The organism is Acinetobacter gerneri DSM 14967 = CIP 107464 = MTCC 9824, assembly GCF_000368565.1.
Classification (GTDB): Bacteria; Pseudomonadota; Gammaproteobacteria; order Pseudomonadales; family Moraxellaceae; genus Acinetobacter; species Acinetobacter gerneri.
In genome coordinates, this window is sequence record NZ_KB849539.1 from 90,213 (window position 1) to 114,446 (window position 24,234).

General features: G+C 38.6%; 36 protein-coding genes. 4 read left to right on the forward strand and 32 right to left on the reverse strand.

Annotated features, from left to right (window positions below; genetic code table 11):
• Positions 1 to 52 precede the first annotated feature (52 nt).
• The 6 genes from F960_RS04735 to F960_RS04760 form a co-directional block, all read right to left on the reverse strand.
• Entirely contained in the window at positions 53 to 1,597 is a 1,545-nt protein-coding gene (locus tag F960_RS04735; RefSeq protein WP_004859095.1) for a DUF4139 domain-containing protein, read from the reverse strand.
• A gap of 115 nt (positions 1,598 to 1,712) precedes the next feature.
• A complete protein-coding gene (locus tag F960_RS04740) occupies positions 1,713 to 2,126 on the reverse strand; it encodes a DUF3106 domain-containing protein (protein WP_004859099.1) in 414 nt (137 codons plus the stop codon).
• Entirely contained in the window at positions 2,116 to 2,439 is a 324-nt protein-coding gene (locus F960_RS04745; RefSeq protein WP_085945813.1) for a hypothetical protein, read from the reverse strand. The genes F960_RS04740 and F960_RS04745 overlap by 11 nt, the downstream gene beginning before the upstream one ends.
• Positions 2,429 to 3,046 (reverse strand): RNA polymerase sigma factor, encoded by a 618-nt coding sequence (locus F960_RS04750; RefSeq protein ID WP_020846457.1) that lies wholly within the window; start codon positions 3,044 to 3,046, stop codon positions 2,429 to 2,431. The genes F960_RS04745 and F960_RS04750 overlap by 11 nt, the downstream gene beginning before the upstream one ends.
• Positions 3,047 to 3,234: 188 nt before the next feature.
• On the reverse strand, positions 3,235 to 4,011 hold the full coding sequence (locus F960_RS04755; RefSeq protein WP_004859107.1) for a TrmH family RNA methyltransferase: 777 nt from the start codon (positions 4,009 to 4,011) through the stop codon (positions 3,235 to 3,237).
• Positions 4,012 to 4,067: 56 nt separating this feature from the next.
• Positions 4,068 to 5,042 carry a class 1 fructose-bisphosphatase gene (locus tag F960_RS04760; protein ID WP_004859110.1) on the reverse strand — a complete coding sequence of 325 codons (975 nt, stop codon included), beginning with the start codon at positions 5,040 to 5,042 and terminating at the stop codon, positions 4,068 to 4,070.
• Positions 5,043 to 5,220: 178 nt separating this feature from the next.
• On the opposite strand from F960_RS04760, the gene F960_RS04765 reads away from it, so the two are divergent.
• A complete protein-coding gene (locus F960_RS04765; RefSeq protein WP_004859115.1) occupies positions 5,221 to 5,415 on the forward strand; it encodes an NF038105 family protein in 195 nt (64 codons plus the stop codon).
• 430 nt (positions 5,416 to 5,845) lie between these two features.
• Here the strand turns inward: F960_RS04765 and pal are convergent, their stop codons facing one another.
• The 22 genes from pal to F960_RS04880 all read right to left on the reverse strand — a co-directional run bounded on the left by pal (position 5,846) and on the right by F960_RS04880 (position 21,284).
• Entirely contained in the window at positions 5,846 to 6,409 is a 564-nt protein-coding gene (gene pal / locus F960_RS04770; protein ID WP_004859117.1) for a peptidoglycan-associated lipoprotein Pal, read from the reverse strand.
• A 34-nt stretch (positions 6,410 to 6,443) separates the two neighbouring features.
• A complete protein-coding gene (gene tolB / locus F960_RS04775; RefSeq protein WP_004859119.1) occupies positions 6,444 to 7,727 on the reverse strand; it encodes a Tol-Pal system beta propeller repeat protein TolB in 1,284 nt (427 codons plus the stop codon).
• Between the two features lie 141 nt (positions 7,728 to 7,868).
• On the reverse strand, positions 7,869 to 8,399 hold the full coding sequence (locus tag F960_RS04780) for a cell envelope integrity TolA family protein (RefSeq protein ID WP_004859122.1): 531 nt from the start codon (positions 8,397 to 8,399) through the stop codon (positions 7,869 to 7,871).
• Between the two features lie 124 nt (positions 8,400 to 8,523).
• The gene (locus tag F960_RS04785) at positions 8,524 to 8,988 is read right to left on the reverse strand and encodes a TonB C-terminal domain-containing protein (RefSeq protein ID WP_004859125.1); all 465 of its coding nucleotides are present in this window, start codon (positions 8,986 to 8,988) and stop codon (positions 8,524 to 8,526) included.
• 95 nt (positions 8,989 to 9,083) lie between these two features.
• Positions 9,084 to 10,487, reverse strand: coding sequence for a cell envelope integrity protein TolA (gene tolA, locus F960_RS04790; protein ID WP_004859127.1), 1,404 nt, complete (start codon positions 10,485 to 10,487; stop codon positions 9,084 to 9,086).
• Between the two features lie 3 nt (positions 10,488 to 10,490).
• Positions 10,491 to 10,940, reverse strand: coding sequence for a protein TolR (tolR, locus tag F960_RS04795; protein ID WP_004859130.1), 450 nt, complete (start codon positions 10,938 to 10,940; stop codon positions 10,491 to 10,493).
• Positions 10,940 to 11,638, reverse strand: a complete 699-nt coding sequence (tolQ, locus tag F960_RS04800; RefSeq protein WP_004859133.1) for a protein TolQ — start codon at positions 11,636 to 11,638, stop codon at positions 10,940 to 10,942. The genes tolR and tolQ overlap by 1 nt, the downstream gene beginning before the upstream one ends.
• 21 nt (positions 11,639 to 11,659) lie before the next feature.
• Positions 11,660 to 12,067: a tol-pal system-associated acyl-CoA thioesterase gene (gene ybgC / locus F960_RS04805; protein WP_004859135.1), complete on the reverse strand. Its 408-nt coding sequence runs from the start codon at positions 12,065 to 12,067 to the stop codon at positions 11,660 to 11,662.
• A gap of 278 nt (positions 12,068 to 12,345) precedes the next feature.
• Positions 12,346 to 12,894, reverse strand: a complete 549-nt coding sequence (gene folE / locus F960_RS04810; RefSeq protein ID WP_004859139.1) for a GTP cyclohydrolase I FolE — start codon at positions 12,892 to 12,894, stop codon at positions 12,346 to 12,348.
• Positions 12,895 to 12,997: 103 nt separating this feature from the next.
• Complete coding sequence (locus F960_RS04815) at positions 12,998 to 13,687, reverse strand: Smr/MutS family protein (protein ID WP_004859142.1); 690 nt, start codon at positions 13,685 to 13,687, stop codon at positions 12,998 to 13,000.
• Positions 13,688 to 13,832: 145 nt separating this feature from the next.
• Positions 13,833 to 14,639, reverse strand: coding sequence for an indole-3-glycerol phosphate synthase TrpC (gene trpC, locus F960_RS04820; RefSeq protein WP_004859145.1), 807 nt, complete (start codon positions 14,637 to 14,639; stop codon positions 13,833 to 13,835).
• Positions 14,640 to 14,660: 21 nt separating this feature from the next.
• Entirely contained in the window at positions 14,661 to 15,710 is a 1,050-nt protein-coding gene (trpD, locus tag F960_RS04825) for an anthranilate phosphoribosyltransferase (protein ID WP_004859147.1), read from the reverse strand.
• Positions 15,711 to 15,728: 18 nt separating this feature from the next.
• The gene (locus tag F960_RS04830; protein WP_004859149.1) at positions 15,729 to 16,313 is read right to left on the reverse strand and encodes an anthranilate synthase component II; all 585 of its coding nucleotides are present in this window, start codon (positions 16,311 to 16,313) and stop codon (positions 15,729 to 15,731) included.
• Positions 16,314 to 16,426: 113 nt separating this feature from the next.
• Positions 16,427 to 16,693, reverse strand: a complete 267-nt coding sequence (locus F960_RS04835) for a hypothetical protein (protein ID WP_004859151.1) — start codon at positions 16,691 to 16,693, stop codon at positions 16,427 to 16,429.
• The gene (locus F960_RS04840) at positions 16,693 to 17,247 is read right to left on the reverse strand and encodes a DUF262 domain-containing protein (RefSeq protein WP_004859155.1); all 555 of its coding nucleotides are present in this window, start codon (positions 17,245 to 17,247) and stop codon (positions 16,693 to 16,695) included. The genes F960_RS04835 and F960_RS04840 overlap by 1 nt, the downstream gene beginning before the upstream one ends.
• Positions 17,234 to 17,419, reverse strand: coding sequence for a hypothetical protein (locus tag F960_RS04845; protein WP_004859157.1), 186 nt, complete (start codon positions 17,417 to 17,419; stop codon positions 17,234 to 17,236). Before F960_RS04845 ends, F960_RS04840 begins: the two co-directional genes overlap by 14 nt.
• Positions 17,412 to 17,768: a hypothetical protein gene (locus F960_RS22890; protein WP_004859159.1), complete on the reverse strand. Its 357-nt coding sequence runs from the start codon at positions 17,766 to 17,768 to the stop codon at positions 17,412 to 17,414. The genes F960_RS04845 and F960_RS22890 overlap by 8 nt, the downstream gene beginning before the upstream one ends.
• Positions 17,768 to 18,085, reverse strand: coding sequence for a hypothetical protein (locus tag F960_RS04860; protein ID WP_004859161.1), 318 nt, complete (start codon positions 18,083 to 18,085; stop codon positions 17,768 to 17,770). Before F960_RS04860 ends, F960_RS22890 begins: the two co-directional genes overlap by 1 nt.
• A complete protein-coding gene (locus F960_RS04865) occupies positions 18,085 to 18,999 on the reverse strand; it encodes a hypothetical protein (RefSeq protein WP_004859166.1) in 915 nt (304 codons plus the stop codon). Before F960_RS04865 ends, F960_RS04860 begins: the two co-directional genes overlap by 1 nt.
• Positions 19,000 to 19,003: 4 nt before the next feature.
• Complete coding sequence (locus tag F960_RS04870) at positions 19,004 to 19,681, reverse strand: putative quorum-sensing-regulated virulence factor (RefSeq protein WP_004859169.1); 678 nt, start codon at positions 19,679 to 19,681, stop codon at positions 19,004 to 19,006.
• Positions 19,678 to 20,841: an ATP-binding protein gene (locus tag F960_RS04875; protein ID WP_004859172.1), complete on the reverse strand. Its 1,164-nt coding sequence runs from the start codon at positions 20,839 to 20,841 to the stop codon at positions 19,678 to 19,680. The genes F960_RS04870 and F960_RS04875 overlap by 4 nt, the downstream gene beginning before the upstream one ends.
• On the reverse strand, positions 20,841 to 21,284 hold the full coding sequence (locus F960_RS04880; RefSeq protein WP_004859176.1) for a hypothetical protein: 444 nt from the start codon (positions 21,282 to 21,284) through the stop codon (positions 20,841 to 20,843). Before F960_RS04880 ends, F960_RS04875 begins: the two co-directional genes overlap by 1 nt.
• Before the next feature lie 208 nt (positions 21,285 to 21,492).
• On the opposite strand from F960_RS04880, the gene F960_RS04885 reads away from it, so the two are divergent.
• Complete coding sequence (locus F960_RS04885) at positions 21,493 to 21,702, forward strand: hypothetical protein (protein WP_020846863.1); 210 nt, start codon at positions 21,493 to 21,495, stop codon at positions 21,700 to 21,702.
• Here F960_RS04885 and F960_RS04890 read toward each other — a convergent pair.
• From F960_RS04890 to F960_RS04910, 4 genes are all read right to left on the reverse strand, one after another.
• A complete protein-coding gene (locus tag F960_RS04890) occupies positions 21,699 to 21,902 on the reverse strand; it encodes a hypothetical protein (protein WP_004859181.1) in 204 nt (67 codons plus the stop codon). The genes F960_RS04885 and F960_RS04890 overlap by 4 nt on opposite strands.
• Positions 21,903 to 22,128: 226 nt before the next feature.
• Positions 22,129 to 22,428 carry a hypothetical protein gene (locus F960_RS04900; RefSeq protein WP_020846862.1) on the reverse strand — a complete coding sequence of 100 codons (300 nt, stop codon included), beginning with the start codon at positions 22,426 to 22,428 and terminating at the stop codon, positions 22,129 to 22,131.
• Between the two features lie 79 nt (positions 22,429 to 22,507).
• Positions 22,508 to 22,807, reverse strand: coding sequence for a hypothetical protein (locus F960_RS04905; RefSeq protein ID WP_004859187.1), 300 nt, complete (start codon positions 22,805 to 22,807; stop codon positions 22,508 to 22,510).
• Positions 22,808 to 22,861: 54 nt separating this feature from the next.
• Complete coding sequence (locus F960_RS04910) at positions 22,862 to 23,563, reverse strand: XRE family transcriptional regulator (protein WP_154650726.1); 702 nt, start codon at positions 23,561 to 23,563, stop codon at positions 22,862 to 22,864.
• A 132-nt stretch (positions 23,564 to 23,695) separates the two neighbouring features.
• On the opposite strand from F960_RS04910, the gene F960_RS04915 reads away from it, so the two are divergent.
• Both F960_RS04915 and F960_RS04920 read left to right on the forward strand, forming a co-directional pair.
• Positions 23,696 to 23,938 carry a hypothetical protein gene (locus F960_RS04915; protein WP_004859194.1) on the forward strand — a complete coding sequence of 81 codons (243 nt, stop codon included), beginning with the start codon at positions 23,696 to 23,698 and terminating at the stop codon, positions 23,936 to 23,938.
• A complete protein-coding gene (locus F960_RS04920; protein ID WP_004859197.1) occupies positions 23,935 to 24,198 on the forward strand; it encodes a hypothetical protein in 264 nt (87 codons plus the stop codon). The genes F960_RS04915 and F960_RS04920 overlap by 4 nt, the downstream gene beginning before the upstream one ends.
• Positions 24,199 to 24,234 lie beyond the last annotated feature (36 nt).

The window sequence follows — 24,234 nt, forward strand, 5'->3', positions numbered from 1 at the left end:
AAAAGAGTGGCATTTTTTTTGACTAAGATAATTAGAAATTAGAAATTAGAAATTAGAAACCAGAAGTCGAACCTTTACTTGGATATTTAAAATGACGATCTACAGTGAGTTCAAACTTTTGTTTTGCCCCAAGTGAAATATTCCAAGAGTTAATATTGGGTTGATCTTGCCAAGTTGTGGCATTGGGTTGGCGACTATATTGGGTCTGCACCACGAGTTTGTCATTGCGACTTTCAGGTTGGCTATCAAATAAAGTCAGTTGTACAGGGTAGGGGTGCATGTTTTGGATAATATACTGCTGTTTTTGCACAGTTTCAGTTTTGGATGATGAAGTGGCTGAACGCTTGTCTGTCAAATCAATCACTTGGATTTGAATTAATTCATCTTGGCCAAAACTCATTTGCAGATTTTCAGCTGTGGTGTTTTGCAATGTTCTTTGACCAATATAATCCCCATCACGATATAGTTTAATCATGCCAGAGGGCCAATTGCCATCAAGCTTTGGGATTTCAGCATTGACGGTTGCAGTATTACTTTGTCTTGGGATTGCCCAAATAGAGAGTTGGCTATTAAAAGTTTCAGTCCCTAGAGGCAGATAGATTTGTTGTTGGCTGCTTGGAATGGACGTTTGCGCATTTGCACGAAATTCGGAACTAAAATTGAGATCGGTTGCTTGAAAATCTGGAAAACTCGGTCCATTTGCACCACTACGGGACATCTTTTGACTTTGCGCAAGAGGAGCTGGAGCAGGTGCCATTTCGACTACATATCGATCTTGTGTGCTTCGTTGCGGTTGAGGCTCCTCATAATCAACCCACCATTTTGCAGGGCTTACTTGTCTGACATATCCTTGTGGTGAGCTGGTTGATAAAACGAGATTGACATTGTTCCAATCTTCACCCGTCTTTTGTGCAATCATCGCCATACGTGTCAATTTAATTTGTTTGGTTTGGCTGTCCAGTTCAGCTTTATACGTTGGTTGCCAGCGTGCATAAGGCACCATATAACTAAGTTTGATTTGACCGTTGCTTGGTGCTTGTACATAAAATTTAAGACTGCGCTGATTAAAATCGTTGTCTCCGATATTATCTAGATCTTGTTGTAGCTCTTCACTTTTTTTAAGCAGTTTTTCTTTAATGATTTTCGCCTTATCTATTGCGACAAAAGCATCATAAGCATCCTGACGAACTTTGCTACTGGATGAGCCAGAGGTGAGATTACCTAGATATTTATTTTGCAATTCAGCGGATTGGATGATGGCATTTTGTACTGAGATTTCTTTTTCTAGTTGTTCGATCTGTGTTTTAAGTTTGCTGGACTCATTGCCTGAGGGTTTATCAACGGCACTATCACTATGGGAAACAGCATTGACATCGATATTTGATGTTTGAAATTGCATTTGATTTGCATCAAAGTTGGCTGCTAAACCTTCCAATGTCACAATTCTTTCACCTGCTTTGACGGGGATGCTACGTTCAATTTTTGCAGCAGTTGGATACAAGGTGACTTGTTGAATCGGTGCATCAGCTAAACTTAGGGCAAAACATGAGGGGCTACAAAATAAACTTAATAAAGTTATTTTCGTTTTTATATTCATTATGTTGACTCGAACTTAAGCTATAAATTTATTTAATAGTTGCATAAAGATCGAAGAAAATAAAGTGTCGAGTCTATCGCCTATATGGCTTCGTTATAATAAATACAGCCCAAAACTATTGAGCTGTATTGGTTATATTGTTTTGAATATATTTATGAAGGTAAACATTGCGAATTTCTGCACGTTGGTCTGAAGTCGTTGCTTTCGCCATTTTTTGCTTCATTTCATTGCGTTCGTGCGTGCTCATTTGTTGCCAAGCTTCGCGCATTTGCTGTTTTTCTTTGTCAGGAAGCTGGTTAAACCAATCCATGCGTTGCTGCAATGTATCATTTTGATTCGCAGGTAATTCTTTCATTGATTGATATTTTTTAATCAAAACTTTCTGTTCATCATCAGAAAGCGAATCCCAATTTTCATTGACCTGCGATTTCGCATCTTTGGAAAATATCCAAAAACGATCAAATCCTGCAAAACTGGTTTGCAGAAAACCTAGAGCACAGAATGCAAGAACTAATTTCTTAGCTGCCATGTGATGATTTATCCTCACCAAATACAGATAACATTTCCAAATCTTCAACCATTTGTGGAGAGAGTTTTGGGCTCACGACCACTTGTTGTTGATGTTGCTTTTCAGTCATATCGAAAGTGCCGGGTAGCACAGCGATACCTGTAATCGCAGCAGCGAGTGCAAAGCCGCCCATTTTCCAGAAGCTGTAGCGTGAATTTGATTTGTCTTGAATGGTTTCAAGGACATTATTCATCACTGATGCTTTGTCTTTATGGGTACGAGCTAAGCCGTCCAATTTGGATGTAATTTGTTTTGTAAAGTTATCATTCATCAGTTGATCCTCCTGTATAAGGATTCAAATGAGCCAAAGTTGATCGAAGCCCTTGTATTGCTCTATGGTAATGAGTTTTTACACTGCCTTCGGTACAATTCATGATTTGCGCTGTGGTTTGCGTGTCGAAACCTTCCCAAGCACGAAGCATAAACGCTTGCTGTTGTCGAACAGGTAGCTGTTTAATGGCTTCTTGGATCTCTTCTACTGTTACTTCTTGGTCTAAAAATACCGATGGATTAGGTGTGGACTCATCAACGATGTCCAATGCCTCTTCTTCATCCGAATCTAGATCAATTTTTTTGAAAAAAGAAAATGAGCTAGCTCGACGCGCTTCTTTACGACGCCAATCTTGTAATTTGTTATTTAAAATGGTGTAGAACAGGGGATACCATTCTTCGGTACTTTTATCGCTATACGATTTATGCAAAGAAATAAACGCTTCTTGCACTAAATCCATCGCAATACCATGCTGCCCTTTGGTTGCATTTTCCATCATCACTAAGGCACGACCTGTTACATCCTGCATGAAAAACTTCAGGCGTTGCTCAGCCGTACTCTTAAGAGCACTCGAACTTTCTGAGCCAGACTGTTTAGGTGCTAAATCCATAGAGATGGAAAATCCCGTCATTGGGCGCCCACCATTATCATCAAATCATACTTATATAACGTTTGAAGATAATGTTAGGTTGACAACAAAGATAAATATTTTTTAAGAGTTTAATGGATTTTTAGCGTTTTGAGGGAAGTATTAATATAAATTAACGAATATCAAAGCGATGAAGAGGGTGTCAGCACTTATAAGCGCTGACGGACCATTTCAAAGAAACAAACTGAGCCAGCAATTGCCACATTGAGTGATTCTTGACCGCCCGGTTGAGGGATTGAGACTGCTTCTGCATGTTGTAATGCATATTCTGAAACGCCTTGTCCTTCATTTCCCAAAACCCATACACATGCTTTTTTCAAATCTTTTGAATATAAGCTGTTTGAGTTATGTGAACTGGTGACATAGACAGGGATTTGAAAACGTGGCAAGACATCTTCTAGTACGATATTTTCAAAGCATTGCAATGAAAAATGTGCACCCATACCAGCACGTAAAACACGTGGTGACCATAGAGATGCTGAGCCTTTGGTGCAAATGATCTGTTCGATACCTGCAGCCGCCGCAGAGCGTAACAGTGTTCCGACATTGCCTGGATCTTGGATATTTTCCAAAATCAGTGTGTCTGATTTAAAGTCCAATGCTTGGCTAGAACTTGGAATATCGACAATCGCGAGACATGCCAAAGTTGTTCCAAGTGTGCTTAGGTCTTTGTATAAAGATTCGCTGATAACGAAAATCATGCCAGTGTACTGTGCTGTGATTTCATCAAAATCAGTATGTTCTAGTGCATGTTCAGTGGTGAAAATAGAATTGATTTTTCGGTTTTCTTGAAGCCAAGAAAGGCAAAGGTGTGTGCCCTCAAGAACAGTTTGTCCTTGTTTTTTCCGGTAATTATTTTGTTCAATCAAACCACGTAAGTGTTTAATTTTGGGATTATCTTTTGATTCAAGAAAGATCGTTGGCATGGTGTTGATTCATCCATGAAAGTAAGCACAAGATGTACTTACTTTCATTTTTTCAATTAGTTATGGTAGCTAGTAACAAGTTCAACTTCATTTTTAGAACCGATCACAACTGGAATACGCTGGTGTAGCTCAGTCGGTTGAACTTCTAAAATGCGTAAACGACCTGTAGTCGATGCGCCACCTGCTTGTTCCATTAACATACTCATTGGGTTTGCTTCATACATCAAGCGTAAACGACCTGCTTTTTTAGGGTCTTTAGTGTCGTATGGATAAAGGAAAATACCGCCACGGCAAAGGATACGATGAATATCACCCACCATACATGCAACCCAACGCATGTTGAAATCTTTTTCACGAACTGAAGTTTTACCTGCTTGAAGTTCAGCAATATAGCGTTGAACAGGTGCTTCCCAATGACGTTGATTTGAGGCATTGATTGCAAATTCTTTAGTATCTGCATCAACTTTGATGTTTTCTTTGGTCAAAAGGAATTGTTTAGTATCTGGATCAAAAGTGAAGAATACTACGCCTGCACCAATAGTGAGCGCCATCATGGTCGATGGACCATAAAGTACATAGCCTGCTGCAGCTTGTTCAGTACCCGCTTGTAAGAAGTCTTCTGCTTGAGTTACTGCATTTTTTGCAGGAAGAATTGAGAAAATAGTCCCTACACACATATTGATATCAATATTGCTAGAGCCATCCAATGGATCGAAAAGAACTAGATATTTACCGTTTTCTTGAGCAGGGGTAAATTCGTCTAATTCTTCTGAAGCAAGACCGCCGACATTTTTGTTGATTTTTAATGCATCAATTAAATAATCATTTGAAATAACGTCTAATTTCTTTTGCGTTTCACCCTGAACATTTTCATGCTCCGCGCTTCCCAAAACACCCGCAAGTGCACCTTTCTGTAAGGCTAAATCAATAGTTGAACAAGTAGCAGCAATCGTTTCAATAACATTTGCAAGTTCAGGTGTAAGGTTCCCTTGTTGTTGTTCTAAGTATTGGGATAATGTGCGATATGACATATCAGGCTTGCTCCAAATAAAGCGATGGATTTACAGTAAATCAAAGAATCTGCCTATTTTAGATGAGTTCGCTCAAAAATAAAAATCAAACCATGTTATTTGTCGTGATTTTGCACTTGAATCTCTTGTGTAAAGTGTTATGTTGAAGAAACGGATTTATTTAATAAGGAGCACTCATATGACGACGAAGAAATTTGATGCGACTCCAAGCTCAACGGAAAGTATTAGCTTAGATGACATTTCTGTGGATCACATGAAAGAAGCATGGAAAGACTATGAAGCTAAACCAGAATACAAAAAGTTTAATAAACATGATTTGATTGATTCGATGGTTAGTCCCAAGCAAGAAACAATCGAAGAATCTGAAGGTTAAACGAAAGAAAACGCTCAATATGAATTGGGCGTTTTTTATGGAGAAATGTCTGGTGATGCGATCATAAAAAATGATGGCATGGGTAATTCTTGTCGTTTTTAATTATGAAATTTCATTATTGAAGCTTAATGGGCTAATTAAAGATTCTTTAGAATAAAAAATTAAATAGGCACATCACAGTGTCTTGCATTTGAGGTTTTAATAAAAGAATAAGCCTTCCGCTGGACTTACTTTTCTTTTGGGAAAAGTAAGCAAAACCATCTGTTGGACTGATGGGGATATCCATATCCCCCAGTCCAACGACGGCATCCTGCCTTGTCACGATAGTAAGGCTTCGTATTATTAAAATACTGAATATCTTTGGGCTATAAACTTGGTCTTTTTAAACAAAAAATGCCTGAACAAGTCAGGCATTTTCAAAGCTTAATACTTATTTCAATAATGGCGGAACTGCTTCGTAGTTGATTTCTACACGACGGTTCTTTTTCCAAGAAGATTCATCATGACCAGCATCTACAGGCATTTCTTTACCGTAGCTGACAGCTTCTAATTGAGTTGGGTTTACACCGTTAGTGATCAAGAAGCTTTGTACAGCTTTAGCACGACGTTCACCGAGTGCCATGTTGTATTCGCGTGTACCACGCTCATCTGTGTGACCTGTGAGCGCAACTTTAGAATTTGAGTTGGCAATCAAAAATTGAGCGTGTGCAAGCAATGTTTGGTAGTCTTCGTTTGAAAGTTGGCTACTATCATAGTCAAAGTGAACGACACGTTTTGCAAGCTCAGCACGGTTTTGTGCAGTAACGCCTTTTGATGAAGCACCTGCTAAGTTTTGTGCGCTTAACGCTGCATCATCACTTAGACCTTCTGTGCTCACAGAACCACTTGGATTTTGACCCGCTTCAACGTTTGCAGCAGGTTTACGACTTGCACAGCCTGTCATGACAAGGCTAACAGCAAGAAGGGGTAGCGCTAAATATTTAATAGAATTCATCTGATCCTCTTTCATTATCTTTTAAAATAAAAAATTATTTCGGTGCCCAAGCAGGTTCACGAACTTCACCTTGCTCACTTGGCAAATTCATACGGAAACGTCCATCTGTTGACATCACAGAAAGCAATCCTCGATTACCTTCACGTGTTGCATAGACCACCATTTGCCCATTTGGTGAAAAGCTTGGTGATTCATCAAGACTTGTTGGCGTTAAAATACTCACAATACTGGTGTTGAGATCTTGAATGGCAACTTTATAGTTACTGCCTGTCGGGCGATGAACGATAGCGAGTTTTTGACCATCGGCACTGAGTGTACCGCGTGCATTAAACGAGCCTTTGAAAGTCATACGTTTAACTGAGCCATCATTAAAGTTATAGCGATAAATTTGTGGTGAACCACCGCGATCTGAAGTGAAAATAAATGATTTTCCATCAGGCGCATAGCGTGCTTCAGTATCAATCGCAGAGTCATTGGTCATGCGTTCGAGCTGACGAGTCGACAAATTCATTTTATAAATGTCTGGGTTGCCGTCCATAGATGCTGTAAAGATCATGGATTGACCATCTGGTGAGAAACTTGGCGCACCATTTAAGCCTTTAAATTTAGCTAAGACTTCACGTTGACCTGTTGCCAAATCTTGCAGATAAATCGCTGGACGTTTAGTTTCAAATGAAACGTATGCAATTTTTTTAGCATCAGGGGTCCAAGCAGGCGATAAGATTGGATCACGTGAAGTTAAAACAGTTTTAGGTTGCTCACCATCAGTATCCGCGATCTGCAATGTATAACGCTGTTCAGGCGTAGCAGGATTACGCAGTACATAAGCAATACGACCGCTAAAATCACCTTTGATACCTGTAAGCGCTTGATAAATTGCATCACTAATCATGTGACCTGCTGCGCGTAAGCGATTGGCAGGGACATTGAGCAATTCATTGAGCAGATACGTTTGTTTTTCCACGTCATATAGTTGGTAATGAATCTCTAAACCACCACTGGCATTGGCTTTAGACGTACCAACAACCACGTATGGAATCCCCGCATTTTTCCAAGCATCTACATTGATTTGGTCGATTTGAGCAGATGAAGGGAGATTTTTAGAGCTGCTGCTAAAACGACCTGAACGATTTAAATCGCTTTCTACGATCGGATAAATCGTCTGATCACCAGCAAATGGAACAATCGCAATTTTTGGCGCTTGTTCAGGTGCTTTGGCAATTTCTAAATGCAATTGCGCATAAGACATTGAAATAACAGCAGGGGAAAGTGCTGCAATGATTGCTAATCCTAAAAAATGTTTATAAGTCATTTTCATTTGTCGCCATGTACGTGTCGTACCAATTTGTCATTCAAAGAATTTGTAACATAATGACATGATTCTAATCTATATAAAGCATGTAATGATGAATATCATTTAAATATTTAAAAAATAATAAAGCTTAAAAAATTCATACGATTATTTTAGAGAAACATTGAGGTTGAACTGCCTCGCTTCTTGATTTGCTTTAGGGTCTTTAGGCATTGAAAATGGCGCAGATCGTCGGATCGATTGTTCAAGTGAATTTTTTATATTTGCATCATGTGATTGAATTTCAATATTTTTCACCATACCTTTTTCATCTAGGGTCACTTTTGCAACGACAGTTTGATCTATAGAAGAAGGTGGAATTTTCCAGTCATTTAAGATTTTATCTGCAAAAGTTTGCTTTGCTTGAGTTGCCGATGGGGACTCGATAGGTGCGATATTTGTATTGAGATTTGTTGTATTTGTAGTTGTATTTTGCGAAGGGGTGCTGGACGGGTTGCTTTCAGCTAGATTTTTTGAGGGTTTAAAAAGTTGAGTTTGTGCATCTTCTTTAGGAACTTTGGTTTTTAACGTTTGTTCGAGTGCTTTTTCTTTGCTTTTTTGAGAATTGGCAAATGTAGAAGAGTTTGCGAAAACGGTGCAAACGATTAAATTAACGCACAATAAAGTATAGCTTTTCATGGTTTTATACTCAGATTGTAAAATAAAAAATTTTTTAAAATAATATTTTATACTAAATTGTTTATAAAATGAGCATATTGTCTAATGCTGTTTTGTTGGTATTTTTTTATGTACGGAGTGTGTTTTATTTTGCATTAAATGTCGAGGTAAATTTTTTTGACATCTGTTTAAGTGTGTAATCGGTTGGCAAAGGGAATGGTGCCGAATTTTGGATCGCTTGTTTAATACTTTTATTAAAAACTTGATCATTAGAGTCAAAAGTGATGGAGTTAATTGTTCCATCATCATTCAGTACTGTTAAAACTTTTGCAGTTTTCCCAGTAGAACCTTCGGGAACATCCCAGTTTCGAAAAATTCGACGTTCAAAATCTCGTTTTATATCAACAGATTGTTGCTTTCTTTTTTCATAATATTCTATAGTTTTTTTCTTAGCTGCCTCTTGTTGGATAATTTCATTTTCCTTATTAGCAGAACTTTTTGCTTTTGCACGGGATTGAACGATTGGGGTGTTTTCAACAGACCCTACTAATTCTGCATAATTTGATGTTGATGAAATAAACAATATTACAAAGATAAATAGCTTATGCATTTTGTAGTGAAGGAAGTCGTTTATAAAAAGGTAGGTAAAAGTATAAAAATAAACCTCGCATAAAGCGAGGTGTATTTAGAAGATTATTTTACAGGCTATTTTGCTGTAAATGTTGAAATCACTTCTTGAGCTTGTGCACGAGCTTGAGGATCAGAAGGCATTGGGTAAGGTGCGGCTGCTTTAATCGCTGCTCTGATGCTGGCATCGATGTCTGCACCACCTGAAGAAAGGATGGTAATTGATTCCACGCCTCCACTTGCAGAGAGCATGAATCTTACGCGAACCTTTTTCCCAGAACTTCCATCTGGAACATTCCAGCGGCCTTTGATTTTATTTTCAAAATCTCGTTTTGCCGTCGATGCAGTTTTCTTCGCTGCTGCAAGTTTATTCGCCGCAGATTGATTTGATTTTTGAGTAGAAGATTTAACATCATTTAGCTCATCGTCGATATCAGACATACTGCGTTTGTTTCTTTCAGCTTTAGCTTTGTCAGCTGCAGCTTTCTTCTTGGCATCGGCATCAGCTTTAGCTTTTTCAGCAGCGGCTTTCTTCTTGGCATCGGCATCAGCTTTAGCTTTGTCAGCAGCGGCTTTTTTCTTGGCCTCTGCATCAGCATGGGCTTTGTCAGCTGCAGCTTTTTTCTTAGCATCAGCATCTGCACGAGCTTTGTCAGCTACAGCTTTTTTCTTGGCTTCTGCGTCTGCATGAGCTTTATCAGCTGCAGCCTTTTTCTTGGCATCAGCATCAGCTTGAGCTTTGTCAGCCGCCGCTTTTTTACGCGCTTCTGCTGCAGCATCAGCTTTTGCTTGTTTAGCTCTTGCAGCTGCTTCAGCTTTGGCTTTTTCAGCGGCTTGTAACTTCGCCAAACGAGCACGTTCTTGCGCTTCAGCTTTGGCACGAGCTGCGGCAGCTTCTTTGACTTGCTGAGCCTTTTTCTGTGCTTCAGCTTCTGCTTTAGCCTTTGCTGCGGCAGCGGCTTGAGCACGAGCTTCGGCCTCAGCTTTTTGCTTGTCAGCAGCTGATTTTGCTTGGCGCGCTTTTTCTAAAGCCGCTTGACGTGCTTGTTCAGCAGCTTCTGCTTTTTTCTGTGCTTCAAGTGTTTGCTTGGCTTGACGCGCTTTTTCAGCATCAGCAGCCATCATTGCGGCAGCAGCAGCAGCGGCTTCTTTTGCAGCTTCTGCTTGATTCACTTGAGCTTGTTCCGTTGGTGTCGAATCCGTCGGAATATTTGGAGCTTCTACATCTGGTTCAGCGGTTTGCTCAGTCTGGTCACTTTGATGTGTGTCAGTCGTTTCAGCTGAGTCGGTTTGAATCAAAGGTTCTGCCAAAGGCGGAATATCTTCAGGTTTGACCAAAACGGTTTTAATACGTTTAGGTGGTTCTGGTGGTTTACTTAGACCTAGAAAAAGTAAGCCAACAATCGCCACCACATGGACCCCGATGGTAAATCCAAGCGCTATTGCTTTTTCTTTAGATTGTGGCTTGTTTAAATCTTTCATAACTTACTTTATCGGTGCGGTCAGTAATCCAACTTGCGTTAAGCCTGCATCTTGAAGGGCAGACATGAGTTTCATGACTTCACCATAAGGACGCTGTTCACTACCATTAATCAAAACAGTTAAATGTTTTTTATTGGCTTCGGCTTGTTTTTGAGATTCAGTCAAAATGGTTTTTAACTCATCAATGCTGAGATCATGATCAGGTTGATCTTGATATTGCAAAGAAATTTTCCCATCTTGTTTCAATGTTACGATCGCAGGACGATCTTCTGACTGAATCGGGCTGTTACTTGCTTGAGGCAGATCAACTTTAACACCTGTAGTGATCATTGGTGCTGTGACCATGAAAATGACCAATAGCACCAACATGACATCAATGTACGGTACGACATTCATATCACTTTTCAGTGGTTTTTTGATTCGCTCAAAGCGTCCAGAACGTTGGATTGCCATTATTCAGTTTCCTGTGTTGAACCCACAGATTGACGTTGTAATAGCGCCACCATTTCTTCACTGAACAAGGCACGATCAGAATAAACTTCTTCACCTTTAGCAGTGTAGTGGTTAAAGGCCAATACAGCAGGAATTGCTGCAAATAAACCAATCGCAGTGGCAATCAATGCTTCAGCGATACCAGGAGCAACAGTTGCAAGCGTCACTTGATCAACTTTAGCAAGACCGATAAAGGCATTCATAATGCCCCAAACTGTACCAAATAAACCCACATAAGGTGCAACAGAACCAATACTCGCAAGAGTGCCAATACCTTGTTCAAGACGACCTTGATCACGGCTTAAACCGACACGTAAAATACGTTCAGTACCTTCGATGCTGGCATGTGGTTCAGCATGGCGTTTTTTTAATTTTAAAAATTCACCCAAACCTTGATAAAAAATATCTTCTAAACCTTCACGTTTAGAGTTGAGCTGAGCATTATTATAAAGAGTATTGAGCTCAGCTCCTGACCAGAACATTTTCTGGAAATGTTCATCGCCTTTTTGCGCTTTCTTATAGCTCATATGTAACTTGGCAATCAAATACCAACTATATAACGAAGCCAATAACAGCAAAAGCATGACCAGTTGAACAACTGGACTTGCTTGTAAGATTAAATCAGTAATGTGTAGAGAAGATTCTAATTGTGTTGCCATAGTTACATGTGCCAAATTTTTTTAATCTTGGTCTAATTCCTTACGAATTAGATCACGAATTTCATCAGGAAGTCTGCGGGGTTTCATCTCTGCACTAATACATGCGAGTTCAACCTCACCAGAAGCAAGCATGATTTCACCACGATAAATATTTTGTTGCAATACAAAAGATGTCGCTTTACACGAAACTACACTTGCTGTAACAGTAATTAAGTCATCCATGAGTATAGGGCGACTATATTTCAAAGATATTTTATGCACGACAAAATTATAATCTGCTTGATGCCAATAATGATCTACTCCTGATGCACGTAGCCATTCAGTACGTGTGCGCTCCATAAAACGGATATGATTGGCGTGGTAAACGATACCGCCTGCATCAGTATCTTCGATATATACGCGGATCTGGAATTTAAAATTATTCGCCATATTGAATGTCCATTTTTTGCACATGTGTGAATTGAACCGATATTTCAATCAGAAAAATTGAAATGATTTAGGTTCCATAAATCGGTTGGCAGTTTAGCAATATTGAAAATACTGTCCTATGGCACAACATTTCAAAGATTTTGAAAATATGGGAAATGAATTTTAACTTTGAAATCAAGAATGGATCGTCAGATTGAACACGTCATGTTTGAAAAACGTTCTATGAAAATGTGTACCCAATAAAAAACCCTGATGACTCAGGGTTTCATGATATGCCATTAATGGGCTTCAGGGACAGCCAAGAGGAACTCACGTCTGGCATCTTTATCTGTTTTAAAATCACCGATAAATGAAACAGTACGAGTAGTCGATTCTTGTTTGCTGACACCACGCATCATCATACACATATGTGCAGAATCAATAACCACGGCTACGCCACGAGCTTGAGTTACCTCAGCAACCGCTTCAGCAATTTGCTTGGTTAATTGTTCCTGAATCTGTAAGCGACGAGCAAACATTTCAGTGATACGGGCAAATTTAGACAGTCCTAAAACATTGCCTTCTGGTAAATAAGCAATATGCACACGACCATAAAATGGCAATAAGTGATGTTCACAAAGCGAATAGAATTCGATATTTTTCACTAAAACCATTTCATGATTATCGGAAGGGAAGACCGCATTATTGGTCACTTCTTCCAACGTTTTACTATAGCCAGAGGTCAAATACGAAAAAGCTTTAGCAGCACGCATAGGCGTATCTTTAAGGCCAGGACGTTCGAGGTCCTCACCAACGGCGGTTAAAATATTTGCGTAGGATTGCTGCATTGACATAAAACGTGTTCACTTACACTGATTGAACAAGGACGGCATTGTAGCAGAAAACCAACAAAAATCGGAAATTGACTGATCGCCGTCATTGTTAAAAAGATTACTGTTTAAATTTAGGGTTCTTTTCACTGCGTTTTAGGAGTACTAAAACCGCTCCAGTTCCCCCTTGATTTTCGGGTGCACTGACAAATGCCAATACATCGCGATGCTGTCGTAGCCAGCTATTGACGTAAGTTTTTAAAACCGCATCAGGGCCTTTGCCGTGCACGATTTTAATGACATTTTGATTTTCATCTTTTGCGATTTGAATAATTTGTAAAACCGCAGTACGGGCATCTTCTACAGTACAACCATGAAGGTCAACTGCTTCATACCAGCGTAAATTGCCAGCTTTCAATTCTTCAAAAACTTTATGCTGTAAAGTCGCGATACGATAACTGAGGGCAGCCTGACTCGCCACAGGATTGAGCATGGCTTGGGTATCAGAAAGTTCAGCATCATCAGTTTCACGCGGGCCTTCAGCTGCAGCGCGTTTTGCTAATGTTTTTGCATCAGGTTTACGCACACGACTTTTTTCGACTTTGGCGATGTTGCTGCTGTCGAGTTGTTTTACACCTTGTAAGGCTTTTTTAAACAAATCCAATTCATCATCTTGCTCAGTCTTTACCTGAGCTTTTTTTTGCTCATGCTCAGCGGCAATTTTGGCAGAATGAGGATTGGTAATTTGTTTTTTAAACGCTTTCAAAAGATTTTGCTGTTCTTTTGAAAACGAAGAATCTTGATTACTCATAACTCATACAGTTCAATGAAGGTTTTGATAGACAGAATATTTTAAAGGAAATGGGCATAAGGTGAATGGATATTTTAAAATGTTTTGATCGAAAATATCGACATTAAAAAATAAACAAAACCTTATGCCTTACAGCAAAGCAGGATTAGATAGACTCAGGATGTCCAAATAATGCATTAAACGCCTGATCTGGACGAGCTTGTTTCATAAAGCTTTCACCCACCAAGAAGGCATGAATATCATGATCTTGCATGAGACGAACATCTTCAGGTGTTGCAATGCCGCTTTCTGTCACCAATAAACGTGAAGGATCAAGTAATTTTTTCAAACGAATTGAGTTATATAAATCAACTTCAAAAGTTTTTAAATCACGGTTATTGACACCTAAAAGACATTGATCAGACAATTTCAAAGCACGTTCAAGCTCATCTTCATCATGCACTTCGACCAATACATCGAGATTGTATTCAAAGGCTGTTTTTGACATTTCTTCAAGCTGAGTATCCGAAAGACAAGAAACGATCAATAAAACACAGTCCGCTTCGATGGCACGAGCTTCGATGACATTATATGGATCGACTAAAAAATCTTTGCGGATTGCAGGCAAAGCACAGTGTTTGCGGGCAATAGCAACATTTTCATCTGCACCTTGGAAAAAATCTACATCTGTTAAAACAGATAAACATGCTGCACCCGCTGCTTCATATTGAGCAGCAATTTCAGCAGGATTGAAATTTTCACGAATAATACCTTTGGAAGGAGAGGCTTTTTTGATTTCTGCAATCACGCCCGGGCGTTTCTTTTGCAAAGATTGAGCAAAACCACGTACAGGAGAAGCTGCTTTGGCAAGTTCTTCTACATCTTTTAAGCTGCGTTGTTTTAAACGTAGCTCTAATTCTTCGTATTTACGATCAACAATTTTGCCTAAAATTGTATTTGTGATATCGACCATGATGATGATTCCTGTATAGCTTTACGCTTCGCCATATTCTTTCAAAGTTTTGGTAAATTCAGACAAAATACTCATTTTCTCTAAAGCTTGACCACCGTAAATAATGTCATGCGCCAAAGCGACACCTTGTTTATAGTCTTTGGTTAGACCTGAAACATAGATGCCTGCACCTGCATTTAATGCAATCATGCCGGCAGCTTTTTCACCTTTTGCAGATTTCTTTTTGCCTAAAGCATCTTTGATCAAAGCAAGACTTTCTTCAGAACTATCTACCGAAAGTCCTGTCAAGGTTTGTGACTCAATGTCGACATCTTCTGGATTGATCATCCATTCACTAATTTCGCCATTTTTTAGCTCAGCGACATAAGTTGCAGATGCAAGACTGATTTCATCTAAACCATCTTTAGAATGAACCACCATGACGTGTTCGGCACCAAGCTGTTTTAGTACTTCAGCCATTGGGCGACAAAGTTCACTTGAAAATACACCAATCACAAAACGTTTTACCCCAGCCGGATTCGTAAGCGGGCCGAGGAGATTGAAAATACTACGGAAGCCTAATTCTTTACGTGGAGCTGCCGCATATTTCATTGCTTTATGGTGATTTGGCGCAAATAAGAAACCAACGCCCATTTCACGGATACAGCGTTCAGTTTGATGCATAGACAGGTCAAGATTGATGCCTGCTTTTTCAAGTAAATCAGATGATCCAGATTTACTCGAAACACCACGGTTACCATGTTTTGCAATGGTTGCACCTGCTGCGGCGATCACGAAACTTGAAGCGGTAGAGACATTAAATAGGTTTTGACCATCTCCGCCAGTACCTACGATATCGATGAGATATGGAATGTCACTCACATCAATTTTAGTGGCAAATTCACGCATGACACGAGCAGCCGCTGTCATTTCATCGATACTTTCACCTTTAAGACGTAAGCCCATCATCAATGCACCAATTTGTGCATCGGTAGCTTCACCACTCATGATGGTACGCATGACATCTTCCATTTGAGCTTGGGTCAAATGAATGTTTTTTGTAATATTGCTAAGCGCTTGTATAATATCCATTATTTCGATTCACTTAAATTATGCATAGATTTCTAAAAAGTTTTTAAAGATTTGGTGGCCGTGCTGGCTCAAAATTGATTCTGGATGGAACTGCACGCCTTCGATTGGCAATGTCTTATGTTTTACACCCATGATCTCTTCGATTGAGCCATCTGCCTGATTGGTCCAGCAAGTTACTTCTAAGCATTCAGGAATCGTTGCTTGATCAATCACTAGAGAGTGATAACGAGTCGCTGAAAAAGGAGAAGGAAGATTGCTAAAAATACCTTTGTCACTGTGATACATATCCGACAAACGACCATGCATGACCGTTTTTGCGCGAACAATATCTCCACCAAAGGCTTGCCCAATAGATTGATGACCTAAACAGACACCAAGTAATGGGATTTTTCCTGCAAAATGCTGAATGGCAGGAATAGAGATTCCAGCTTCAGAAGGAGAGCAGGGACCAGGACCAATCACCAAATATTTCGGTTGCCATCGCTCAATGTCTTCCAATGTAACGGCATCATTACGGACTACTTTTACTTCTTGGTTTAACTCGCCAAAATATTGGACGATGTTATAAGTAAATGAGTCGTAGTTGTCGATCATAAGAAGCATGATTAATGTAACCCTTTGTATTTTAAAAACAATTAAAATCGAGTGGTAAATCGTACTCAATTCTGTACTCAATATGCCTAAAGTAACCTAAAATAATTAAATAAAAAGCCACCTCATTCGGTGGCTATATTAGCACTGTTTGTCGTGTCTTTTACAATGGTTTGAACATAACTTGAGAACCAATAACTTTTACGGCCATCTTTGAATGGCCGAGTAATAAGACCATCTCTAATTTTACGATCCAAAGTTTCAGGTTCAATATTTAGTAGGTGTGCAAATTCAGCACGACCAATGCGACGCTCATCTTTTTGACTAACCAATTTTTCAATTAAGCTGGTTAAATGTTTTAATGAATCTGATTCAATTTTCAATACACCCATCAACCTTCCTCCTTTTCTTTCATCAAAGCTCGCACTCGATTTAACTCAACTTCAGTGTGAGCAGTACCACCACTATTTATATCTAGATAAAATTGCAGTAAATCCTTTTTATTTTGAAAATCGTACATCTGGATAACGATTCGTAAATCTCGCAAAATCACACGCATCGGCAGATCATTATGCTTGATTCCAAATACTGTTAATTCGCCCTTAATAAATTTACGAATAGCTGTGAGTCGCTGCAATCCATCAACACAAACTGTTTGATCTGGCAGATCACCAGTCAAATCAGTCTCACGCCAAGCGGGATTATTGAAGCAAATAGTTAAGCCGCGTTCATCTACAATTCTGCGAAGTACATTCTCTAAAAAATACACCTGTTGTTGTTCTGTCCAAACATGACCTCTTTGAAAGTCGGGAGTAAAATCAATACCATCTGCACAATATTCACTTTCACCCTGAATCCAAGTTTCAAGATAGTTAAAACCACAGTGGAAATTACGAATAGGGCGCTCAATCGGTTTGATAAGAGCATTAAATTCACTTATTTTCATGCCCTTGCTCCAAACAGTACTGAACGGCTTGTTCTTGTGATGCAAAAAGTTCTTCGATTGAATTAGAAAGATAACAACCAATTGCAAAATTCATAGATTCAAGATCTAACCAGATATCTTTTCCATGTAGAACCACATAATCATCTTCAAAGACCACTTCAGCTCTAATCATGCCCTTGCTCCTGTGCTTCGATCATCATTCGATAAATAGGCGCAAAGTAATCCCTTGTGCTTTCACCCCAGTGGTATGAGCTATTTTCAAGACGGTCAACAACGCAGTCTGGGATTTCTTTTTCTACCAAAACAAACCCTTCGGGAATAGCATGTTCTTTTATCTTTTCCAAACCCTCATAAGCCAAATCAATTAACTTTTCCAATTTAAATTCTGGACTTTCATATCCTTCGCTTTCAAACCCAACTTTGAATTTCACAGATGAAATATCAACATTTTCATTTTCAAGAAGCTTTACAAGAGACTGAATAACCATTGTTGCTGTAATAGCTGTATTTTTAATATCCATCACGCCACCTGCAAATATTTGAATTGTTCATTTAAGAAAACAAGCTCGTACTGCTGAGTAGCTTGAGCATTTAGTGCATCAATAAATCCTCTACCATTGTTTAAATACTGCTTCAGAAACATAGCAAAACGATCGCTACAGTGGTCATTCATTAAATAGCTTTCAGCAGTTTTGCCATCACAATGAATTTTTGCAACATTCTTACTTTTATGAAGCACCACACAATTTTTTTTAATTTCAGAAATATAACCGCCGTTAAACATCCAAAACATAAACGGCGTACACAAGTTGTGAGGGAGGTGTTTAGTTTTTGACATTATTCATCATCCCATGGCATACGATCATCCGCAGCAAGACTGATTTCAGTGCGTCGCTGATTAACATAGCTCATCAATCGATCTTGAATAACAGGATCACATTGCTGTACTTCAATAACTTTTGAGTCTAATTCTTCAAGAGTCTGACAATTATTTATGCGACACATCAGGCTTGATTCTGATTTTTCAGGTGGGTTGAGTTCGGCTAATCGCTTATGAATAGCATCAATTAAAGGCTTACGCTGTTCTTCGGTCCACGATGTTGTATATCTATATAGTTTATTTGCTTCATCGGGTGTGTTGGCTTTTGCAGCACAATCTAACAATTCAGTAAGTTGCTTTTGATACTGATCCTCCTGGTCTTTTTCGATCAAAGATCCAGTTATTAAATTATCTTCAACTACATCAATAGAACTTTGTTCTTCAATGATACTGGCTTGCACCTCAGTTTTTTTACGAGAAGCACGTTTTTTAGGTTTGTCATTAAAACCATCCTTAACTTCGATCTCGGTAATCATATTGCCGAATGTTTTTCCAAAAGCTTGCAGTTGTAGCTTCGCATTTTCTTCATCAAGCTGAGCAAAGCCATTGGCAACACTTAAGCAAATATCGCCGTGCTCACTGTCATATTGAGTACGCAAAATACACGTAGGCATGACAATATAAATTACTTGGCCACTTTTTAAATCGTGTGGTTCTGCAGGTTTTGTAAATTGAATTCCTGCAAGCTCAGTCATTTCAATTTTTATGCAAAATTCATAATGAGGTGTAAAAAAGACTGTAGCAGGGACCTGATCTAGTGTACTGAAATCTGGATCGGCATGAAGTGATCCATCACCCGCATATCTACACAAAACCGTTTTACCCGCTTGAACTGCTGAGATTGCTTCTTGTGCTGAAATCATATTATTCATATTCTTATCCTTTTAATGCTTTAACTAAATATGGATCCAAGTCAGGTTGTTTTAACAGCCACTCAATATACGAATCTGGAAGCTCATCAATGAGTTCACCTTTATGCTTTCCAAAAGTCATTCTTTTAGGAATACGTGCTATCTCAGACATTTGATAAAGCGAATTCATGTCTTTGATGCCAAGCTTTTCAACTAATGCTTGTAAAATTACACCAGTGAAATAAATATCAGCCTTTGCGTTGTGTGCGTGTCTCAAATGTTTACGTGCAACTTCTTTGTTTTCCATAACGTAGTAATAACAAGCTGATAGTGCATGAGAGTCCAATTTATCCCATGCCATTCGTGCTAATGCCAAGGTACAAATACCTTTGACATTTACGTCGTGGTCACATCGTTGAACGGCGCGAATGTCGTAATCAATGTTGTGGCCAATTAAAACCTGAGTATCAGCAGGCAGGCGGAATGTGTCATAACTTGGTTTATCTGCAATGTCGTTTTCAAGAATATGATGTGTAGCCATTGCGCCATATTTAATCGGTTCAGGACTTGAAAAATATTCATCAAACACCTGATCTTGCATGATCACTAATACACCTTGCTCGAATGAGCAGGGTGTGTAAGCGATTTCAATCGGAAAGCCTTCTAAATCGTGAGTTTCTGTATCTAAGATAATTGCGTTCATGCTGTAGCCATCTCCGATTTAGCTAAGATTTCAAGTTCATTTTTTACTTCTTGCAAATTTGCAGATTCAATTTGGGTGAGGGCATCTATGCCAAGATGTTCACAAACTGTCTTTACATCCAAGCCACGTTCATCAATGAATGCTTGGAGTTCGTCGCGTTGAGTGTCTGTGATTCCCTTGAACTGAGGCGGGTTAAACCAGCGTTTTTTCTCTTTATCAAAAGTGCATTTCATTTCATGTGCTTGTAATTGAATTGCATGCCACATTTCTCTGCTGTATTTGTGTTCACGATCTAAAGACTCAGTTAATTGGTTTAAATCACCAGCATGATTCGCTTCTTTACAAGACTGTTTTAAGTTACTTAAATCTGCTTGAGCTTTAATTTCTGCAGCTTGAGCAGGTGTTAATGTATTGATGTGATCCTTGGCTTGTTTCAATAGATCAGCTAGAAAAGTAGGCGAGTTCGTCATGTCTGGTACGGCGACCTGACCATTGCAAATTTCTGCACCGCTATCAGTTTTATATGTATAACCAAGGCGACCTGAATTTTTAGCATGATGTGTTGTGGATGGATTAAACAAAATAGTACGGATCGTATCGCCGTTTTGATCAGTTGTTGAGTGTAAATAACCCATTACATCAGCCATGCGATAAAGTAGATTTCTATTTTTCCCTGCAAGGTCTGGACGATAAACTTTTAATTTTTCTTTACCTGCTTCTTCCTCTACCGCATGTGCAATAAATACAACATCTTTGCCTAAGGATTGCCATTTACGAACCATATTCATAAATTTAGTACCTGCTAAACCTTGAGCTTTTAAAGTCAAAGTCTTATCTCGTTGCAGATTGTCCCTATTTTTAGAAAGCTGATCTTTAATTGCATCAAGCATTGCACCAACAGTATCCGCAACTATCGTATTGTAATTGTTATAAAAATCATCCTTAAGATTTTCAAGATCAAACCAACTATCAATACGAACAATGGTTCCACGTCTAAGTTCTGCAGAAACACGATGTTGCCCTTTATCAAAGTCAAAAATAACTGGCTTACTCGCAGTGTGAGCAATCGAACTTTTACCTAGCCCTGGGTCTGTGTAGAGGTAACAAATAACGCTTTCAACGAGTAACGTTTTTTCAGGTGTAAATATTTGAATAGACATCACACAGCCTCCACTTCAACAAGTTGATTTTTCTCGATGTAGCCACGAATTAGCTCTTTGATCTGAACAACATCGTTGTAAACAGTGAAATCACGGTACTGATTACCATTGATGTCTGTAGTGTTTTCAATCGTAAGCTGATTAATATCAACAGCTGTAAATTCAGAACCTGGTACGCCGTAGCTGTCTTTATGCGCTGAATAATCAAATGAAACCTGAACTCTAAAATCATCAAGCTTGATCACAGCAATACCAGTGGATTTAGAAGTAATTTCAATAGACTGAACACCAACAACATATTGATCAGCAGGAGATGATTTGGTAGTTGGCGTATATTCCGTTGTAGCAAACGGCTTAAAGCTCATTGCTAAAACACTAAGAGTTACAGCAGTAACACCAAGTGTTAGCTTTGCGCTATTGATTGGATTTAGTTTTGCGTTCATAATTCACCTGTAGTTTTGAAAAAGCACATTTGATTTAGCGGTCGGTGTGCTTTTTTGTTGTCTTCATGAAAAATATTAAACCAAAGATTTAACTTTTGCGCAATAGTTTTTTAAACCAAAGATTGAATTATTTTAAATTTAAGATTTAATATGCTATAACAGACAAAAGAAAACCCGACAGAGGGTTGGGTTGGCGGGGTTTATTGAGATGAAAATCATTCAAAATCGCAAAGAATGGCGCTATGAAGCAACTTTAAAACTTATTGAAGCAGGACGATTAAATGTAATTGATGCGATTAGTGAAACCAAAGAGTTGGAAAAATATGTATTTCAAGATGATTTTATTGTAGAAATCAAGAATAAAGATCAGCGAGATGCCCTTGAAAATCTGATCAAGAGCATGGATCAATCTGATTAATCAAAAATTGTTGATTTATTAGATTTTTTAATTTCTTCGAGCTCTACAGCCTCTTGGGATATATTTTTTAGGGATTCGTCGTATATGACCACCCATAATGCTGGGTCGGTAATATCAAAAGAACTCTCATGCTTTGATCGCTCATTAATAATTGCTTTGGTAAGCTCTAACGCTAGGGCTTCTATAATTTCAGGTTTCATATTTTCTCCGATATTTATGTAATTAAGATCAATGTTGGCACAATGTCTTAAATGCATAATATCAGGGAACATATGGTTTAAAAAAGAAAACCCACACAAGGCGGGTTATATGGAGTTTGTTAAGATGAGTAAAGGTCAGGAAAAGTTATTAAAAATATTTGTTTGGTCTACAGTCATATTAAATGCAGCTACATTGATCTGTATATCTATAATTGCTAAACGCTTATCATCTTAGCGAAATATAAATTGAAATAATAGCAGCGATAGCTGCAATACAAGCAACAATAAAAGTAGGGATAATAGTCCAGTGTGGTTTGCTGGACTTTTTTATTTGTCTTGAAGTTAACTCATAACTTATAGCTTGTAGAAGTGGTGCTGGGATGATTCCGCTTTGGCCTTCACCGCTTAACAGCATCATTAACTCGTCATCTGAAAGCTGTTTGATTTCTTTTAGCGTTAATTTAACTTTGGGAGGTCTATATTCTTTAGCGGAATCAGGAATAACTACTTTAGGTATCTTATACATATATTCTCTACCGATCAATTCTAAAGTCCTGTGCCGGGTTCGCAGTTTTAATTTTTTAATTCCGGCGAATTCGCCATAATTAAACAGAATACTTCTCTAAAAACTCATCCAACCATCCCTGTGCCAGATCAAGATTAGTTATATCAGTCAGCTTTAAATTAGTACCCTCGGCTTCGTTAAAGCCCTCAATAATGGCTTCAAAGATATTCACCTCGCTGATGACTTCACGCGCTATATCTGCTGCGTCATAGCTTTGCTTAGCCTTTTTGAGTGATGCTATTTGCTTTTCAATACCTTCACCGATTTTAGCTAACGCCAATTTAAATTCTTGGCGATTAATTGTTAGCGCCGTTTTAGATTTATTGAGTGTTGCGATCATAATATTCTCATTTATATAATAAATTTTAATTAACAGTTCGCTGGAATTGATGATCTATATCTCACCATCAAATGTGTGAGAAACGTATTTACCGATAATACCAATATGCTCCAACTGATCTGCTTCAACAATCTCGCGCTGATACTGCGGATTATCACTATCAATTATCAAAGCACCATCAAAACGGCGAGAAAGCCTCTTTATTTTCAATTCATTGCCGTAACGAATAGCATAGACTTTTCCAGATTGAACTTGTTCAAGTGTGTTGATGGATTTATCAAGCATCACAACACTGCCACTTTTAATGTTTGGTTCCATGCTGTCCCCATCAATATCAACAGTCATTAGATTTTTTGGGGAAATCTTTTTCTTATGAACCCAACTCAACAAATGGGCAGATCCAATATCCCTTTGACTTGGTTCATAAGCGGCTAAGTGACCATTTCCAGCTGAAAACTTCACCTCAACATGAGGAATAATTACATACTTATCAAGGTCCAAGTCATCAGGAGATTCCCATGTAACAACAGGTGTACCTTCATTTTGTTGAGAATTTTCAGAACCATTACCAGTTAATAGCCACCCAGCATCAACATTTAAGAGATCTGCTAGCTTTTCAACAGTCTCCCTACCAATTTTCCCCTTTTTCCAATTGGAAGCGGCTTGAGCTGATAAGCCGATCTTCAATGCAGCAGCAGACCATTTGATATCTGCTTTATTAAGAGCTAACTGTATACGATCAACTATAGTTTCCATGGGTAACAACATTAATAAACCTTTAGTTTAAAATTTTAATTGAATTAAATAAAAATAGAAGCAATCGTGAATTGAATTTAAATTAAACCTATGATTTAATTTAGTGGTGTTAAATAATTAGAGAGATTTAATTTGAATCCTATTAAACATGCCTTTGATGCAGTAGGTGGGCGAACTAAAGCTGCATTATTACTAGGTCGCTCGTATATGGCGATGAGTAAGATGGAAAAACGTGGATTATTACCCAGAACCGAGTACACAGGTGAAACCACGTATGCCCAGATTCTGGCAAGCAATAGTGATGGAGCTTTTACAGCGCAATGGCTATTAGAGAAAGCCAAGCCAGATACATCCGTCAGCAAGGAACAACCATGAGTCTCGAAAAAGAAGATCTTCGTATGAAGATGCTCCCAGACATGATGGAGCGTTTGCGTTTGATTGCAGATGTTTACGGGAAAGATTATGCACATCAATCAGTCATCCTATTAGAAAAAGCGATCATGGGTGAATTTCATGAAGTTAGCTTAATGCTTGAAAGAGCAAATAAAAATAGGAAGAAAAGGGAAAGTTTGGGATTGGTAGGGCAAGTTAAAGCAAGCGATCAATCTCAAATTTTAGACATTAAAAAAGCCTGATCGCAGAAATCAGGCTTTTAGTAATTCATAACGAGG